18 protein-coding genes, 2 pseudogenes and 1 riboswitch are annotated in these 13,937 nt (G+C 32.9%); of the genes and pseudogenes, 5 read left to right on the plus strand and 15 right to left on the minus strand.

The window, feature by feature from the left end; translation table 11 throughout:
* Positions 1-2: 2 nt before the first annotated feature.
* Together H8911_RS02890 and H8911_RS02895 are read right to left on the minus strand one after the other, a co-directional pair.
* Positions 3-749 carry a DUF4097 family beta strand repeat-containing protein gene (locus H8911_RS02890; protein ID WP_186998646.1) on the minus strand — a complete coding sequence of 249 codons (747 nt, stop codon included), beginning with the start codon at positions 747-749 and terminating at the stop codon, positions 3-5.
* A 74-nt stretch (positions 750-823) separates the two neighbouring features.
* Positions 824-1,411, minus strand: a complete 588-nt coding sequence (locus H8911_RS02895) for an HD domain-containing protein (RefSeq protein ID WP_117926674.1) — start codon at positions 1,409-1,411, stop codon at positions 824-826.
* 369 nt (positions 1,412-1,780) lie between these two features.
* On the opposite strand from H8911_RS02895, the gene H8911_RS02900 reads away from it, so the two are divergent.
* Together H8911_RS02900 and H8911_RS02905 are read left to right on the plus strand one after the other, a co-directional pair.
* A complete protein-coding gene (locus tag H8911_RS02900) occupies positions 1,781-2,230 on the plus strand; it encodes an IS1 family transposase (RefSeq protein ID WP_186998647.1) in 450 nt (149 codons plus the stop codon).
* Positions 2,187-2,798, plus strand: a complete 612-nt coding sequence (locus H8911_RS02905) for an IS1595 family transposase (RefSeq protein ID WP_186998648.1) — start codon at positions 2,187-2,189, stop codon at positions 2,796-2,798. The genes H8911_RS02900 and H8911_RS02905 overlap by 44 nt, the downstream gene beginning before the upstream one ends.
* Here the strand turns inward: H8911_RS02905 and H8911_RS02910 are convergent.
* Genes H8911_RS02910 through H8911_RS02920 form a run of 3 tightly spaced genes read right to left on the minus strand, consistent with a single transcriptional unit; the run spans position 2,795 to position 4,323 of the window.
* The gene (locus H8911_RS02910) at positions 2,795-3,004 is read right to left on the minus strand and encodes a hypothetical protein (protein WP_186998655.1); all 210 of its coding nucleotides are present in this window, start codon (positions 3,002-3,004) and stop codon (positions 2,795-2,797) included. The two genes, H8911_RS02905 and H8911_RS02910, sit on opposite strands and share 4 nt — an antisense overlap.
* Positions 3,004-3,450 carry a hypothetical protein gene (locus H8911_RS02915; RefSeq protein WP_186998649.1) on the minus strand — a complete coding sequence of 149 codons (447 nt, stop codon included), beginning with the start codon at positions 3,448-3,450 and terminating at the stop codon, positions 3,004-3,006. Before H8911_RS02915 ends, H8911_RS02910 begins: the two co-directional genes overlap by 1 nt.
* A 60-nt stretch (positions 3,451-3,510) precedes the next feature.
* Positions 3,511-4,323: a MerR family transcriptional regulator gene (locus tag H8911_RS02920; RefSeq protein ID WP_117926670.1), complete on the minus strand. Its 813-nt coding sequence runs from the start codon at positions 4,321-4,323 to the stop codon at positions 3,511-3,513.
* Between the two features lie 83 nt (positions 4,324-4,406).
* On the opposite strand from H8911_RS02920, the gene H8911_RS02925 reads away from it, so the two are divergent.
* Positions 4,407-5,027 carry a GNAT family N-acetyltransferase gene (locus H8911_RS02925; RefSeq protein WP_117926669.1) on the plus strand — a complete coding sequence of 207 codons (621 nt, stop codon included), beginning with the start codon at positions 4,407-4,409 and terminating at the stop codon, positions 5,025-5,027.
* Positions 5,028-5,166: 139 nt separating this feature from the next.
* On the opposite strand, the pseudogene H8911_RS02930 reads toward H8911_RS02925, so the two are convergent.
* Positions 5,167-5,806: pseudogene (locus H8911_RS02930) on the minus strand (helix-turn-helix domain-containing protein).
* A gap of 602 nt (positions 5,807-6,408) precedes the next feature.
* Here H8911_RS02930 and H8911_RS12340 point away from each other — a divergent pair.
* Positions 6,409-6,677, plus strand: a pseudogene (locus H8911_RS12340) (tyrosine-type recombinase/integrase); the annotation flags it as partial.
* A gap of 70 nt (positions 6,678-6,747) precedes the next feature.
* Here the strand turns inward: H8911_RS12340 and H8911_RS12880 are convergent.
* The 3 genes from H8911_RS12880 to H8911_RS02955 form a co-directional block, all read right to left on the minus strand.
* A complete protein-coding gene (locus H8911_RS12880; RefSeq protein ID WP_186998650.1) occupies positions 6,748-6,990 on the minus strand; it encodes an AzlC family ABC transporter permease in 243 nt (80 codons plus the stop codon).
* 115 nt (positions 6,991-7,105) lie between these two features.
* Positions 7,106-7,351 (minus strand): hypothetical protein, encoded by a 246-nt coding sequence (locus tag H8911_RS02950; protein ID WP_117926668.1) that lies wholly within the window; start codon positions 7,349-7,351, stop codon positions 7,106-7,108.
* Positions 7,352-7,430: 79 nt separating this feature from the next.
* Positions 7,431-8,447, minus strand: a complete 1,017-nt coding sequence (locus tag H8911_RS02955; protein ID WP_117926667.1) for a nucleoid-associated protein — start codon at positions 8,445-8,447, stop codon at positions 7,431-7,433.
* A gap of 59 nt (positions 8,448-8,506) precedes the next feature.
* Between H8911_RS02955 and H8911_RS02960 the strand changes: the two genes are divergently transcribed.
* Positions 8,507-9,634 carry a CobW family GTP-binding protein gene (locus H8911_RS02960; protein WP_186998651.1) on the plus strand — a complete coding sequence of 376 codons (1,128 nt, stop codon included), beginning with the start codon at positions 8,507-8,509 and terminating at the stop codon, positions 9,632-9,634.
* Here the strand turns inward: H8911_RS02960 and H8911_RS02965 are convergent.
* From H8911_RS02965 to H8911_RS02985, 6 genes are all read right to left on the minus strand, one after another.
* Complete coding sequence (locus H8911_RS02965; RefSeq protein WP_186998652.1) at positions 9,615-10,331, minus strand: TatD family hydrolase; 717 nt, start codon at positions 10,329-10,331, stop codon at positions 9,615-9,617. The two genes, H8911_RS02960 and H8911_RS02965, sit on opposite strands and share 20 nt — an antisense overlap.
* Positions 10,324-11,058 (minus strand): ABC transporter ATP-binding protein, encoded by a 735-nt coding sequence (locus H8911_RS02970; RefSeq protein WP_186998653.1) that lies wholly within the window; start codon positions 11,056-11,058, stop codon positions 10,324-10,326. Before H8911_RS02970 ends, H8911_RS02965 begins: the two co-directional genes overlap by 8 nt.
* On the minus strand, positions 11,058-12,056 hold the full coding sequence (locus H8911_RS02975; protein ID WP_117926793.1) for an ABC transporter substrate-binding protein: 999 nt from the start codon (positions 12,054-12,056) through the stop codon (positions 11,058-11,060). The genes H8911_RS02970 and H8911_RS02975 overlap by 1 nt, the downstream gene beginning before the upstream one ends.
* Entirely contained in the window at positions 12,053-12,814 is a 762-nt protein-coding gene (locus H8911_RS02980; RefSeq protein WP_117926792.1) for an ABC transporter permease, read from the minus strand. The genes H8911_RS02975 and H8911_RS02980 overlap by 4 nt, the downstream gene beginning before the upstream one ends.
* Positions 12,815-12,857: 43 nt before the next feature.
* Positions 12,858-12,944, minus strand: a riboswitch (TPP riboswitch).
* 31 nt (positions 12,945-12,975) lie between these two features.
* Positions 12,976-13,107: a hypothetical protein gene (locus tag H8911_RS12640; RefSeq protein WP_255466259.1), complete on the minus strand. Its 132-nt coding sequence runs from the start codon at positions 13,105-13,107 to the stop codon at positions 12,976-12,978.
* Positions 13,108-13,127: 20 nt separating this feature from the next.
* Entirely contained in the window at positions 13,128-13,601 is a 474-nt protein-coding gene (locus H8911_RS02985) for a shikimate kinase (RefSeq protein WP_186998654.1), read from the minus strand.
* Between the last annotated feature and the right edge of the window lie 336 nt (positions 13,602-13,937).

Here is a 13,937-nt window from a genome sequence, read left to right on the forward strand (position 1 = left end):
TTTTAGTTAATTTCAATATCTCCACTTGTTGTATTTAAAGTTAAGGTCGCATTATTTGTTCCTAGCACACGAGTTACAGAACCCGTTAATTCTTCTTCCCCAATTTCAATATCTCCACTCGTTGTAGAAGCTGTGACTGAAACATTATTGATATTTTCTACACTTACATCTCCTGATGTGGTATTTAATGTATTATCTCCAGTTAATTGGCCATCAAATTCTATATCTCCACTTGTAGTTACAAAAGTACAATTATTTAAATTTCCATTCTCAATAGAAATATCACCAGACACACTTGTCACTCTAGAATCCTTTAATGCCACGTTTTGAGTTTCAACATCCCCTGCAACAATATTGCCATTCACAATTAAAGAATCATTTATCGTATAAATAATCACTTCATTATCATCGTGACCGACAAAATGTTTATCTGAAATTGTTTCTTTTACAGTTAAAACACCATCATCAACAGAATAATCCAGTTTTTGTTTCTTCGCATCCTGCAAACGATAAGAAATCGCGTTCTCACTTGATTTCTCAATTTTAACATCCATACTTGTCAAATCTAAATTGACAGAAGTAAAATCTTCGATTTGTTCATGGTTCAAAGGTTCTTTCGCAATAGATATTTCTTCAGATACTTCGCCAATGTCCACATTCGTATTCGTAATTAAATGAATCGCAAGAAAGCTACCTCCTGCAATACAAACAAGAATAAGAATAAATACTATAATGAATCCTTTTTTCATCAAACCACCTCTTTCACTACTAGTTTATCACCACTACTTTGTTTTGTACAGTAGTATGCTCAAAAAAAGAAGAATTACTCTTTAATTCTTCCCTTCTCAACATTAGGAATAATGAAATGCTCATACATATACTTCCACAACACTTCACTACCCTCATGTGTTTTTTCGTTTCGCTTTAATATCTTTTCAAGATGCACACCATTTTCAACCCACATTCTTCCATCCGTCGCAGCATTCAACATAACAGGCTGAAAATTATCCATCACTCTGGCAAACTTAGCTTCCGGTGTTCTTCTTTCTTCAAATTCATTCCACAAATGTAATACTTTCTTTGCCTGATCTTCTGGCAATAAATTAAAAATGCGATTAGCTGCTAAATTCTCTCTTTCATTTTGCGTTTTCAAGCCTTGATCATCATATGCATAGGTATCCCCTGCATCAATTTCCACAAGATCATGAATCAACAACATAGAAATTGTTTTTAATACATCAATTTTTTCATTGGCATATTCACTTAATAATAGTGTCATAATAGCCATATGCCAAGCATGTTGAGCATCATCCTCAAAGTCTTTCCCATTGCTTTGAAGTGTCTTTCTTTTGATTTGTTTTTCTTTATCAATTTCCAAAATAAATTGCATCTGTTTTTCAATTCGTTCCATACCATCACCAACACCATTTTAACACACAAAAAGGCCCGGATTCACTCAGGCCTAATCTATTACGTCAACTTCGAAATCATTAGTGAACTTGAGGAAGGAGCAAAATACGATTTCTATTGACGCAAACCTTCTTAAAACTTCCTTTCGAAGCCAATGAAATTATATCATCATTTGCAACTGTTTACAATATAGTTGTAAATATTTTACATTTTCGTGAAAGTATAAACATATATAATATTACACAAGATATCACACTTACCAAAACAACTCCGATTACAGATAACTTTTTGGCTTAACCTTCAATTTGTTGTTGTGACATAAATAATGTCAAAATTGCTTGTATACTTTAAGTATCTAAAAGGCACTTATATGAACACAATCAATTCCTCTAATTTCTTACTTCCTAATATTGCGGACAAACTATGCTCTTATCAAAAAGAACGTGTATCTTTGATGATCAATGATTTTATTGAAATAAACAAGCAGATGGATAGTTATCATTTTGAATACTGTCCTAAATGTGGTGCTTATCATCCAGTTCTTGTAAAGGCAGGTAAGACAAAAGCAGGGAAACAGATGCTTAAGTGCAATGCATGCAATAAAAGATTTGTCTGTGATCATGGTCAGTTGACATTTTATTCACACCAGAGCCAAGCAAAATGGAACGATCTAATCATTCAAACACAGAACGGAAATTCTATCCTTAAAACAGCCGCAAAAATAAATGTAAATGAATTCACTGCTTTTCGCATGCGTCATAAATATCTTCATTTTATTGAAGTTATGGAGTATCCCATACAAGCTTACGAAAGAGATTGAAGTTGATGAAACGTATGTAACACATTGCAGAAAAGGACGAAAAATAGAGGGTCATCCAGGGAAGAAACGAGGAACACCCGCTAGAAAAAGAGGCTTGTCAAAAGAAAAGATATGTATCCTAACAGCGGTGCAGCGATCGGGAAACTGCATTGCTCGTTCTTTTAATGTGGCTAAACCAAGAATTGACGATGTGTTACAGTTTAGTCGCTGTATTGAAGATAAAAGCTATGTATGGACAGATGGATTAGCTAGTTACCAGAAGGTGCTCGAAGAAAAGAGATGCGAGAATAAAATTCTAGTCAGCTATAAAAGTTATGACTCTGTAAATCATCTAAACAATGTTAATTCTTTTCTTTCACAAATTCAGGCACAATATACGTGTTATAAAGGTATATCTAGTAAATACATCAATCGATATAACGCCTTGTTCACCCTGCAACGCGAATATCTTGGAATGGATTCACAAGAAATGTTACGTTTGATCATGAAACGTTTGAGAAAGATCCATGTATATTTTTATATACGCCAAATTCGTAAAGAATGTTTATTTCCGTTCGCTATCGTTTAGAAAGTACCTATATCAACAAATTGAAGGTTAAGCCATACCAAATTATCATTCAGCGATAAAAAATATTCATTCCATTCAAGTGTTGATTTATATAATTGCTTACCTTTGAGCATAAATGACAATATAATAAGCACTAATGCTACACCTTTTGATAATAAAATTTTTACAAGAATAATTGCTGCCAGTAGTAATAATTTCATCATCATTAAAATTCCTCTCCTTGCTGTTTCTTTTCATAATATATGGTTGTTATTAGTTCGATTATCCAACTAATAGATAATAAAAGTCCTAAAACAATCAGAATTGCTACTGTTAAAATATTTTCAGTAAAATAGAATGCAATCATAGACAATATTACGCAGATGAAGATAAGTGCTTGAAGAATGACAAACGCTGAACATAGACTTTTCAATTTGACAATACTGTTTCTTACATTTATTTTTGAGGATATATCTTCTTCTGTGCATTTTTTAGACAACGCTCTGATTAAAGAATTTAACCCAATTGACAATGCAAGAAATGAAATAACGATATTTCTGATTTGCAAAATCATTAAATCAGAGGGCACCATCAAATTTTTTATCAAAGAAAATGCACCTATTACACAAAATATAGTACCTGTAATTAAGCCTTTTTTATTGTAAGCTTTCATTATCCTACACTCCCCTGTATCTTGGTACAAGAGAGTATAAACTATACTCGAACTGTAAAGTCAAGAGTTTTCATTAATCTTAATCATAATTTTTGTAATATAATCAGCTTCATCAGAAATAACAAAATCATTCAAGCCAACTTCATAAGCATAGTCAGTAAGTTGTAGATTATTTCCATGAGCATAATCAAGCATCTGTTGATATAAGGCTGGTAATTTATCCCATTTACCCTTTTGATAACCACAGAGATATTTTCCTTGTGGTTTTATAAAACTATTCGGAACAGATTTTTTGTTTAAGGCAATCGTGTATATTCCCTCGTATTTATCGAAGTTCATCTTATATACATTGTCAAGCGAAATAAAGCTTCCCATTCCCATTCGTATTTGTTCTATTCCCCATATATCTTTCAAACGAGAGAAAATTTGTGTTATATCATCTTCTGAGAAATCATAAGGATAGACTAAAAGCCTTTCTGATTTACATTCTTCAATTCTGATTTCCCGTTCCTGTAAAGTTTCACAAAAAAATATTTGTTCTTTCTTGCTCTGCATTACAGTTTTAATATCTTTCAGCTTTTGAATTTGCTTATCAACTTCTTGTTCTTTTTCGTTCACAATTTTTAAGAAATCAGCAGGTGTAGGATTTTTTCGATATGTTTCGATTTCCTCAATACTCATATTTAATTCTTTCAACATACGGATATATTCAAAATCTATACTTTGTGAAATATCATAATAGCGATAGCCATTATCAGATTTTGTAAGTGGACGGAAAAGCCCGATTTCATCATAATAATGTAATGTGCGTTTGTTTACTTCGTGTAATTTTGCAAATTGTGCAGTTGTCAGCTTTTTAATCTCTTTTCTCATTTTCTTAGAACTCCTTATTTACATTACAGTTACTGTATACTTTATCATATATGATATGAATGATGTAAACAAGGAGAAGAACAATGAAAATTAAATTACGTGAATATCAAAAACAAGATTTTAAAGCTTTAGAAACTATCATTAGGGAAACATGGCATTATGATGATTTTAGCAGTCCCAAAACAGCGGTTAAACTAGCAAGAGTATTTTTAAGCAGTTGTTTAACCAACTATACATTTTCAAGAGTAGCGGTAGTTGATGGAAATGTGGTTGGTATTATATTAGCTAACAATATTTCTAAACATAAATGTCCTCTTTCAAATCGACTGTTACAAATAAAATCAATACTATCCTTATATAGTTCAAAAGAGGGTCGGAATGTTTCAAAAATTTTTGGTAACGTCAATGGAATAGATAAACAATTATTGAATGAAAACAACAAAATTTATCCGGCAGAGCTTGCCTTATTTGCTGTAAGTTCTTCATGTAGAGGAAAAGGAATTGGTAAAATACTCTTTCAGTCAACTCTCGATTACATGAAGCAGGAAAAACTGAAAGAATTTTATTTGTTTACAGATACAAGCTGTAATTATGGTTTTTATGAACATCAAGGAATGAAAAGACGATTAGAAAAGGAACACATATTTAACATCAAAGGACAGCAAGCGGTAATGAAATTCTTTATTTATGACTATCAATGTTAATGATAACAGTTATTCTTTCTTCCCATGATTACCTGCCATAGCAAAAAAAAGCCCTGTCAAGAGCTTGCCGCCATTGGTGGTGTTATGCACTCTTGATCAGGCTTTTTGTTTACTGTATCTTTTCGTAAGAGGAAAAAGATTATTCGTCCTCATCATCATCAAAATTATCCGTTATCCACGGTAATTTCGATAACAGTTCCATATCCTCTTTTGAGTTCGGGTTTATCATTTTCACGACTTGATAAGGTGTCCTATACTTGTGTTCCTCAATGCTTTCCCAAACATATCCATGCTGTATAAATCATCATGGCGGTTTAACAGTTTTTGGAATTCCAAATGTTGGATAAATTCTTTGATTGGGTAAAGGTCGGACGCTTCAATGCTTGTTCCATTGATATAGTCGGTAATGTATTCCCGTAACTTTTCTAACTCATATTCCAGCCATTCTTCCTCGCTGTCAAAGAAGTTATCATAATGTCCATGCTTCAATTCTGCATTTAATCGTTCCTCTGCTCTCAAAAACTGACGGACTTCTTTTTCAGACTGATTAACATATTTCCATTCCCCGATAACAATTCATTGGGTGTTACGTCCAGCACTTCCATTATCTTTTCCAGCGTTTCATAAGCAGGATAGTTCAACCCTCTTTCAATCTTGGAAAGGCTCTGCATATTGATACCGGTTTTATCCGCAAGCTCCTGTTGTTTCATTCCTCTAAATTTTCTTATGGTCTGTATATTATTTCCTAAATGGCTTATTTTCATTGCATACCCCTCCATATCTCGTTATACCTTTGCTATTATAAATCTATCATGCTTAATATGATTTATATAGACAAAAATAGATATTGATCATTAAGCATATAGGAATCACTATGTTCTTGTAATTGAATAGGCACAATAGAATGAAATACAAAAACATTCAAAAGAAATACCTATCTGATTAAACCCGTAGATATGAATATCGGTTGAAATGGAATTTGTTTAAAAAGGGTAAAACAGGACTTGTCGACAGAGCATTGCAGGACTGTTCGTACGTGAGCAAAAACGACATGACGGATTGCCGTCAAAGGACGGAAATGCTTTGTCGGCTGGCGAGCCTTGTCTATGCCTCCGTTATCTAACAGGGGGCACTATTTCACAAAAGACAAGTAAAAAATCATACAACCCCAAAGCTGCAAGGAGTAATATGAAGTTTTAAGAAGATAGTAACTTCACATTCTTTTGAATAGTGGTTTACAGGTATTTCAAGGCTATTATAGGATTGGAGGAATACAATGAACAATTTAGAATTTTCACTTGAAATGAAGAACAAACATCTTGCAAGCGCTCTTTCACAAGGAGAACATGCACGTCTTACCCATGTATCAAGATATAGTATAAAAGGCAAACCCAAAGTTACGATTGATTACAATATGCCTTTGTCCGTATGGTAAAGAAATACAACAAGCACCATAAGGAAAACCCTTCGCCACATATCACACCACATACACTACACCATACATTCTGCACAAGACTGGCAAGCAAGAACATGAATCCATAAGATTTACAGTATATCATGGGGCATTCAAATATCAGTATCACAATGAACTGGTATGCTCATGCGTCCATAGATACTGTAAAATCAGAGGTTCAGCGTCTAATCGCATAGAAGTATTTACCACGATTTTAACCGTGCTTGATAGCGAAAATATAAGAAGATAGACCTAGATATGTGAGGTTTACCACAAAAGAAAAAATGCCCGTAGAGCCGATAAAATAAGGCTTTGCAGACATTTAAGAAGGTATAAAAAGATAGTCAAAGACATATATAATTTATTAATAAAGACTGTAAATATAATTATTACATAAGCAACATTCTGAGCTAACATTGTGACAGCAGCCATTTGTCCAGCTCCTGTATACACAAACAAGGAAAAGCTCAATGCTCTAAAAAATGTTAATCCTGTTGCTTTAGCCAACATACCCTACGCTATTCCAACAGGAATATATCCTAAAATAATTGGATTGCTGCCTTGGCCCCTACTTTAAAATCTTTCTTCATAATCATTTGCTAAAGAAAAAAGAAACAGTGTAAAACTATTTCTCTTCTTCCTTCTTATGAAACATTTCACTAAATACGCCTAACGCATAGAAAAGCACACTAAAGCAGATGCTTTCATAACACGTCGTAATCATGTACAAAACCAAATTCACTACACTTAAGTTTGTACTGTAATATGAAGTAAACGTATTATATGCTTGGATTGCCGCATAACACGTATAAGCTAACGATAAAACGGCAAAAACGTATAATAGAATTGTTAATGTATTCTTATTTTTCATTTGAAATACCCCCTTTAAATAATGTACTAATTAAACCACTATTTTCGTATTTATACAAACAAAAATTTTTCAGTTTATTTTAAGCAAACGCATCATACGTATCATCATCCTCACAAACAATTTGAATGACACGCTTTCCATCCACTACAGTCGATACAATCTTATCTGGATATTCCATGGCATCCGAACGAATCGTTAATTCAATACCTTGAGATATCTGGAATTTTTTTGTACGTTTATTATTCAAGCTTTCGGGAACAACTTTAAATTCTGTATCAAAATTTTTACGTTCAGGAAGCGCTAGTAAACAATCTTTAATAACATCTTTCTCAATTTCTTCTTCACTAAAAGAATACGAATCAATTAAATTATCAATACATTGATTGTAGTTTAACTGCTGTGGTGTATTCATCACATTCTGCAATTCACTAGATAACTTTACATAATCCTTTTTAGAAACAGGTTCTACAGCGCTCTTCAATTCATTATCCACGGCCTTAAATGCGGAATATGTATTTTTGGCATCATCCCTAGCTTCATCTAACTCCAAGAATGAAACCGTCCAATATTTTGCCATAGTATCTGAATATGCCTTAACATCTTTAAATACTATATGCGAATTAATTTCATACATTGAAAATACAGCTGATTTCCACAATGATTTCTTATCTCCTGAAAATCCATACTTCTTTGATAAATCACTTCCATCATACCATTTTGAATGTTCCACTTTAGCAACCACAAATAAAAGTTCATCACTACTATTTTGTACCAAAGCCTGAATTAAACTTCCCTTTTTCACATTAGAACCCATGCGATAGATTTTTGCTTGTGCAAGTTTTTCACTCATCAAAAGCTTATCTGCAATACTATCTGTAAGAACTTCACATTTTTCTTGATTCAATGCCATTTGACGAATACACGAAACAACTTGTGTTTGTTCATCATGAATGGTATACATTTTATTTTTCTCATTTGAGTTCGCATACTCAATATATTCCTTCACAAAACCTTGGAATTCTTCAGGCATCTCTTTTCTTTGTAGTGTATCATTGTCTAAATCCAATATATGGAAAGATGTATATAAAATTGTCATAAAAAAATTTACTCCTTTTTATCGCAAATATTATACAATAAGTAAAGGAGGTTTTAAAAATGAAAAGAAAATCGATACCTATTTTATTATTAACTGGCTATTTAGGAGCTGGCAAAACCACTTTATTAAATCACATTCTAAAAAATCAAGAAGGATATAAAGTTGCGATTATTGTCAATGATATTGGTGAAATCAATGTTGATCAAAAACTAATTGATAAAAATGCACAAATTCAAAAAGAAGACACAGACGTTGTAGGTCTTACCAATGGATGTATTTGTTGCACACTAAAACTAGATCTTTTACAACAACTCTCAGCCTTAGCCTCATCCAATAAATTTGATTACATCATCATTGAAGCGAGTGGTATTTGCGAGCCAATCCCCATTACGCAAACCATTACTTACGCCAATGAAACACTATATTCTAGAGGATTACCAGAACTATTCCACTTAGACAACATCATCTGCGTTGCCGATGCTGCAAGATTGTCAAATGAATTCAATTGTGGTAAACACTTATTAGAACCTGTTGGAAATGAAGATTCGCTAGACTCTTTATTGATGCAGCAACTTGAATTCTGTAATACCGTTATCTTAAACAAAGCAGAAACCGTCAAAGAAAATGAGAAAAATGAAATCAAGGCAGTCATTCATAAACTATGTAAAGATGCCGGAATCATTGAGGCTAGCTTTGGCCAAGTTAATTTAGAAGAGCTTTTAAACACACATAACTTTGATTATGAAAAAGCACAAAACAACATTGGTTGGATTCACGAAATCGAAGAACACGAACACCATCATCACAATCACGAAGGTGAAGCTTTAGAATATGGAATTTCTACTTTTGTGTGGCAAACAAGAAAACCATTGGATTTAAAGAAATTCACAAATCTATTAAATAACTATCCGAATGTGATTCGCACCAAAGGCTACGTATGGTTTGATAACCAACCTGATTCTGCCTACTTATTTGAACAAGCTGGTAAATTAAATTCACTTACAGAAGACTCATTATGGATTGCGTCAGCTCCAAAACAAGATCAAATGGATTTATTAAAAGCCAATCCTCAACTAGCTCAAAACTGGGATAAAGAGTATGGAGATCGAATCAATCAATTAGTCTTTATTGGAAAGAATATGAATGAAGAACAAATAAAAAGACAGTTCAATGACTGTCTTGCATAGGAGAAGAAATTCTCCTATTTTTTTTTAACTTTGAAAAGTTTTGATCCAAAATTCTTTCAACTTCAGAATACGATTGATTCTTTAACGAAGCCACCATAGTAATTTCATTTTTTAAAGCAGCAATATAATCGTCACTATCAATAGCCCATTTCACAGCTTCAATACCATCGGATTCCATAAGTAATTTCTCCATAGATACTTGTTCTACTAAATGCGTTACTTCCTCTTCTTTTCCAATTGAAGGACCAATCGTGAAATAAGATACCACTTCATCATATTCTTTGACATAATCCATACATCCATACCAATGTACAACATATGTATTTGGATATTTACGAATCAATTCAAGTATTGTTTTTTCCTGACCCTTCGTATGAAGAATAACCGGTTTATTTAAAGCATGTGCAAGCTGAAGCTGTTTTTCAAACACTTCTTTTTGAATATTTAAATCCAAATCACACCATACACTATCCATGCCGATTTCGCCAATGATAGGTGCCTTTTTTAACAAAGGAAGCATGGATTCAAATGTATCTAAACTTGCATTCCAAGGATGTATTCCACAAGAATAGAACAACTGCTTTTGATGGACAAGTTCAAATTCTTTTTCATTTGCGACGTTACAAATACCAGAAATTCCATATTCATTCTGTAGCGCATTTATTTCTTTTGAATAATGATAATGTGCATCATGCATGATTTTCACCCTTCAACAATTCATAAACTTGTTTCTTCAAATCACTTTGTGAAAATAACCAATCCCTCGATTTCTTTTCTTTAGATAAGTCTATTTCCTGCAAGATATGACTTGGCTTATTCGATAAAATCAAAATACGATCCGATAAATATAAAGCTTCATCAATATCATGTGTAACTAATAAAGTAGTACGATTATAATTCTTTCTTAATTGTAACAACCAATCTTGCATATCATTTCGAGTAATAACGTCCAACGCTCCAAATGGTTCATCTAATAAAAGAATATCCGCTTTACACAAAGAAGTTCTCAAAAAGGCAGCTCTTTGGCGCATTCCTCCTGAAAGACTCGATGGATATGCGTTTTCATAACCAGAAATACCAAATGTTTCAAATTCTTTTAAAGCTCTTTGTCTTATTGATTTATCATGATTAATTTCGCCATACAAACAAACATTATCTAAAATCGTTCTCCATTCAAGTAATAAGTCACTTTGTGGCATATATGCAAAATGACTACTAATACCTGTAATTGGTTCATCATCCACAAATACAGAGCCAGAATAATCTTCAATTAATCCTGCCAATACATTTAGAATGGTGGATTTTCCACATCCACTTGGCCCTAGAATGGAAACAAATTCACCTTCTTGAATAGAAAAAGAAATATCGTTTAATATTTCTTTTCCTGAAAATTCAAGATTTAGCTCTTCAACATATAGCTTCATTATTTTACAAACTCGTTAGTATATTGATCTTTCGCATCAATCTTTTGACTGATCAATCCTGTTTCATACATAAAATCTGTATAATTATCCCATACAGAATCTTTCATAACACCCCATGAATCTGCATCTTTGGCATATTGACTACTTAAATATTTTTGACTTTCTTTAAGAAATTTCAAATCTGTATCTGACAATGCATCCTCATGTAAGATTTCAGCTGCTTTACTTGGATGATCAATCGCATATTCATATCCTTTTTTAGTAGCTTCCATAAATTTTTTAACTGTATCTGAATTCTTTTTAATCATCTTTTTGTTGGTGATAATAACCGGAGTATAGTAATCCAAACGATTATCTAAATCAGCTAATGGCATATAGTTTAAATCATATCCATCTTGTAGTGCTTTAATAATAGCCCAACCATAGAATTCCCATCCAAGGTTCACTTTATTTTTACCAACTTCATCACTAAGTCCTGCAATACCAGACCCATCAGATCCTACGATGTTTAACTTACTAAAATCAGCACCCGCTTCATTCATAACCGCTTTAATGACAGCTTCTTCACTTGGTGCTCCCCATCCTGCATATGTTTTTCCTTCAAAATCCTTTACAGAATTGATGTTTGCACTCTTTAAAGAAACAAATCCTGAAGTGTTGTGTTGGATAATTGTCGCAATTGTTTTAATTGGAAGTGGATCTTCACTTGTTAGGGCATACGTAACATCTTCTTGGTAAGAGATTCCAAAATCAGCTTTTCCAGCCGCAACCATTGAAGTTGTCGCATTATCACCTGGCTCAATAATATCTACATCTAAACCAGCCTCTTTATAATATCCTTTGTTTTTAGCTACATAGAAACCAGTATGGTTTGTATTTGGCGTATAATCCAACATCAATGTAACCTTTGTTAATTCTTTATCAGAATTCGATGTTTGAGCACAGCCAACTAAACTTAACGCAACAGCAGCTGCACACATAGCCTTTAAAATTTTCATTTTCTTTCTCCTTTTCGTAAATGTGGAAATAATATTTTTTCCAATAGAGTCACTCCTAAATTCAATAGAATGCTCCAAAATATAATCATCAATACACACGCAAAGACTTTATCTAACATATATCCGTTTTTTACACGAAGCATGTAATAACCAAGTCCTGCTCTACTTGAAAGCCATTCACCTACAATAGCTCCGCCCACACAATAGGTAGCCGCTACCTTTAATCCTGAAAATAAGCCAATGGCACCCGATGGAATCTTAACAATTTTATAGATTTGAAATAGATTGGCACCAAAACTTTTTAATAAATTGATTTCTTTTTCATTCACTTGTGACAAGGCATCCGTAAAGGATATCGCAATCGGAAAAAAACACATAAATATGACAATTAACACTTTGGGCAACAAATCAAATCCAAACCAAATTGAAAACAAAGGCCCTAAAACCATAATAGGAACGGTTTGTGTCACAATCAAATATGGATAAACACTTGTCTTAAATGTTTTGGATAGATCCATACAAATTGAAATAAGTATCGCAAAGAAAGTACTAATCAACAATCCTAAGATTGATTCTTGCAACGTAACAAGCGAATGTTGCATTAGAATATCAAAATTCTCAATAAGTGCACTGATAATTTTTGATGGACTTGGCAAAATATAAAGTGAAATATCAAATACACGAACATATAATTCCCAGCCACCAATCACTAGAATAAACACAAGCAACGGCATGACAATTCTACGATTTTTCTTCATTCACTAGCTCCTTTCCAAATAAAAAAGGCACCCTAGAGTGCCACCATCAATCGATATGACTCCCTACGCTAGAATTAACCAGATCAGGTAATAAGGGTTTTTCTCAGCATTTGCACCCCTGTCATGTATGTTTTTACTTGCCCATTGATTATATCACAATCTTAGACTAATTTATATTTCTTGCATATATCCTCAACAATTCCATCTAAACTTTTACCATCCATTGAAATCGAATCCATTTTGGATGCATATAAAGTATGGAAATAATCAAAATCCGCCTGTATTTCTCGCATATAATATGCCTTATGCTTATTTAGATACGATTGAGGATGTGCAAAAGATTGTCATTATCATCCGTAAATTCCAAGCGTTTAAAAACATTTTCAGTTCGATTTGTTAAGTCGAAACAAATAATATCTGAATCTTCAAAGAAATCTTCATATGCATCTAAATACGCAATAGGACTTAGGGCAATGACTACATTTTCATTTTCTTTGATCCAAGATGAAATCATTTCTGCACGCAATTCATCACATTCATATTGATCATTATATTCATCTTGAAACACAAGCATCGTACCATATTTTTCTTTGATTTTCGCATCCATATCGATAAAGTTGTAACCTATTTTCCTTACCAAGAACTCACCAACAGTACTCTTTCCTCTTGTTCCATCATATAAAGACATAATCGGATATACTAAAACAATTCCGAACTGCAACAAACCATAAACTACATCAATACATAAACAATAGACCATTACATACATAGAAATATATAAGGCCATACCGAGCAATGTCATTAAGTTAAGAAATGACGGTTTTGAGGGGAACACAAAAAATGTGCTCCTCTTTTTTTTTGAAAATTTGAATTTTTTGTTGACATACAGGTAGAAATGTGTGGCCTATTATCATTTCTGATAATAGGCCAATTGTTTATAGGTATATGTTTTTGGAGGTACTTATGAACAATTATAAATCGTTAAAAAAGCAGTTAAAATTCTGCATCAAAACCATGAATGATTCTTCTTCACTATTTGTTGTTGATTCAAATAAGGATTTTACACGGAAAAGAAAACATCTTTTTGGAAGTACACTTTTCAATGTGCTTTTATTAGAGTCTG

It is taken from the genome of Holdemanella hominis, from assembly GCF_014306155.1.
Lineage (GTDB): Bacteria > Bacillota_I > Bacilli_A > Erysipelotrichales > Erysipelotrichaceae > Holdemanella > Holdemanella hominis.

What these genes read in the sequence shown, in the direction of transcription:
- H8911_RS02890 (WP_186998646.1), bottom strand. Translation starts at nt 749, where the DNA reads ATGAAAAAAGGATTCATTATAGTATTTATTCTTATTCTTGTTTGTATT.
- H8911_RS02895 (WP_117926674.1), bottom strand. Translation starts at nt 1,411, where the DNA reads ATGGAACGAATTGAAAAACAGATGCAATTTATTTTGGAAATTGATAAA.
- H8911_RS02900 (WP_186998647.1), top strand. Translation starts at nt 1,781, where the DNA reads ATGAACACAATCAATTCCTCTAATTTCTTACTTCCTAATATTGCGGAC.
- H8911_RS02910 (WP_186998655.1), bottom strand. Translation starts at nt 3,004, where the DNA reads ATGATGATGAAATTATTACTACTGGCAGCAATTATTCTTGTAAAAATT.
- H8911_RS02915 (WP_186998649.1), bottom strand. Translation starts at nt 3,450, where the DNA reads ATGAAAGCTTACAATAAAAAAGGCTTAATTACAGGTACTATATTTTGT.
- H8911_RS02920 (WP_117926670.1), bottom strand. Translation starts at nt 4,323, where the DNA reads ATGAGAAAAGAGATTAAAAAGCTGACAACTGCACAATTTGCAAAATTA.
- H8911_RS02925 (WP_117926669.1), top strand. Translation starts at nt 4,407, where the DNA reads ATGAAAATTAAATTACGTGAATATCAAAAACAAGATTTTAAAGCTTTA.
- H8911_RS12880 (WP_186998650.1), bottom strand. Translation starts at nt 6,990, where the DNA reads ATGTTGGCTAAAGCAACAGGATTAACATTTTTTAGAGCATTGAGCTTT.
- H8911_RS02950 (WP_117926668.1), bottom strand. Translation starts at nt 7,351, where the DNA reads ATGAAAAATAAGAATACATTAACAATTCTATTATACGTTTTTGCCGTT.
- H8911_RS02955 (WP_117926667.1), bottom strand. Translation starts at nt 8,447, where the DNA reads ATGACAATTTTATATACATCTTTCCATATATTGGATTTAGACAATGAT.
- H8911_RS02960 (WP_186998651.1), top strand. Translation starts at nt 8,507, where the DNA reads ATGAAAAGAAAATCGATACCTATTTTATTATTAACTGGCTATTTAGGA.
- H8911_RS02965 (WP_186998652.1), bottom strand. Translation starts at nt 10,331, where the DNA reads ATGCATGATGCACATTATCATTATTCAAAAGAAATAAATGCGCTACAG.
- H8911_RS02970 (WP_186998653.1), bottom strand. Translation starts at nt 11,058, where the DNA reads ATGAAGCTATATGTTGAAGAGCTAAATCTTGAATTTTCAGGAAAAGAA.
- H8911_RS02975 (WP_117926793.1), bottom strand. Translation starts at nt 12,056, where the DNA reads ATGAAAATTTTAAAGGCTATGTGTGCAGCTGCTGTTGCGTTAAGTTTA.
- H8911_RS02980 (WP_117926792.1), bottom strand. Translation starts at nt 12,814, where the DNA reads ATGAAGAAAAATCGTAGAATTGTCATGCCGTTGCTTGTGTTTATTCTA.
- H8911_RS12640 (WP_255466259.1), bottom strand. Translation starts at nt 13,107, where the DNA reads ATGCGAGAAATACAGGCGGATTTTGATTATTTCCATACTTTATATGCA.
- H8911_RS02985 (WP_186998654.1), bottom strand. Translation starts at nt 13,601, where the DNA reads ATGGCCTTATATATTTCTATGTATGTAATGGTCTATTGTTTATGTATT.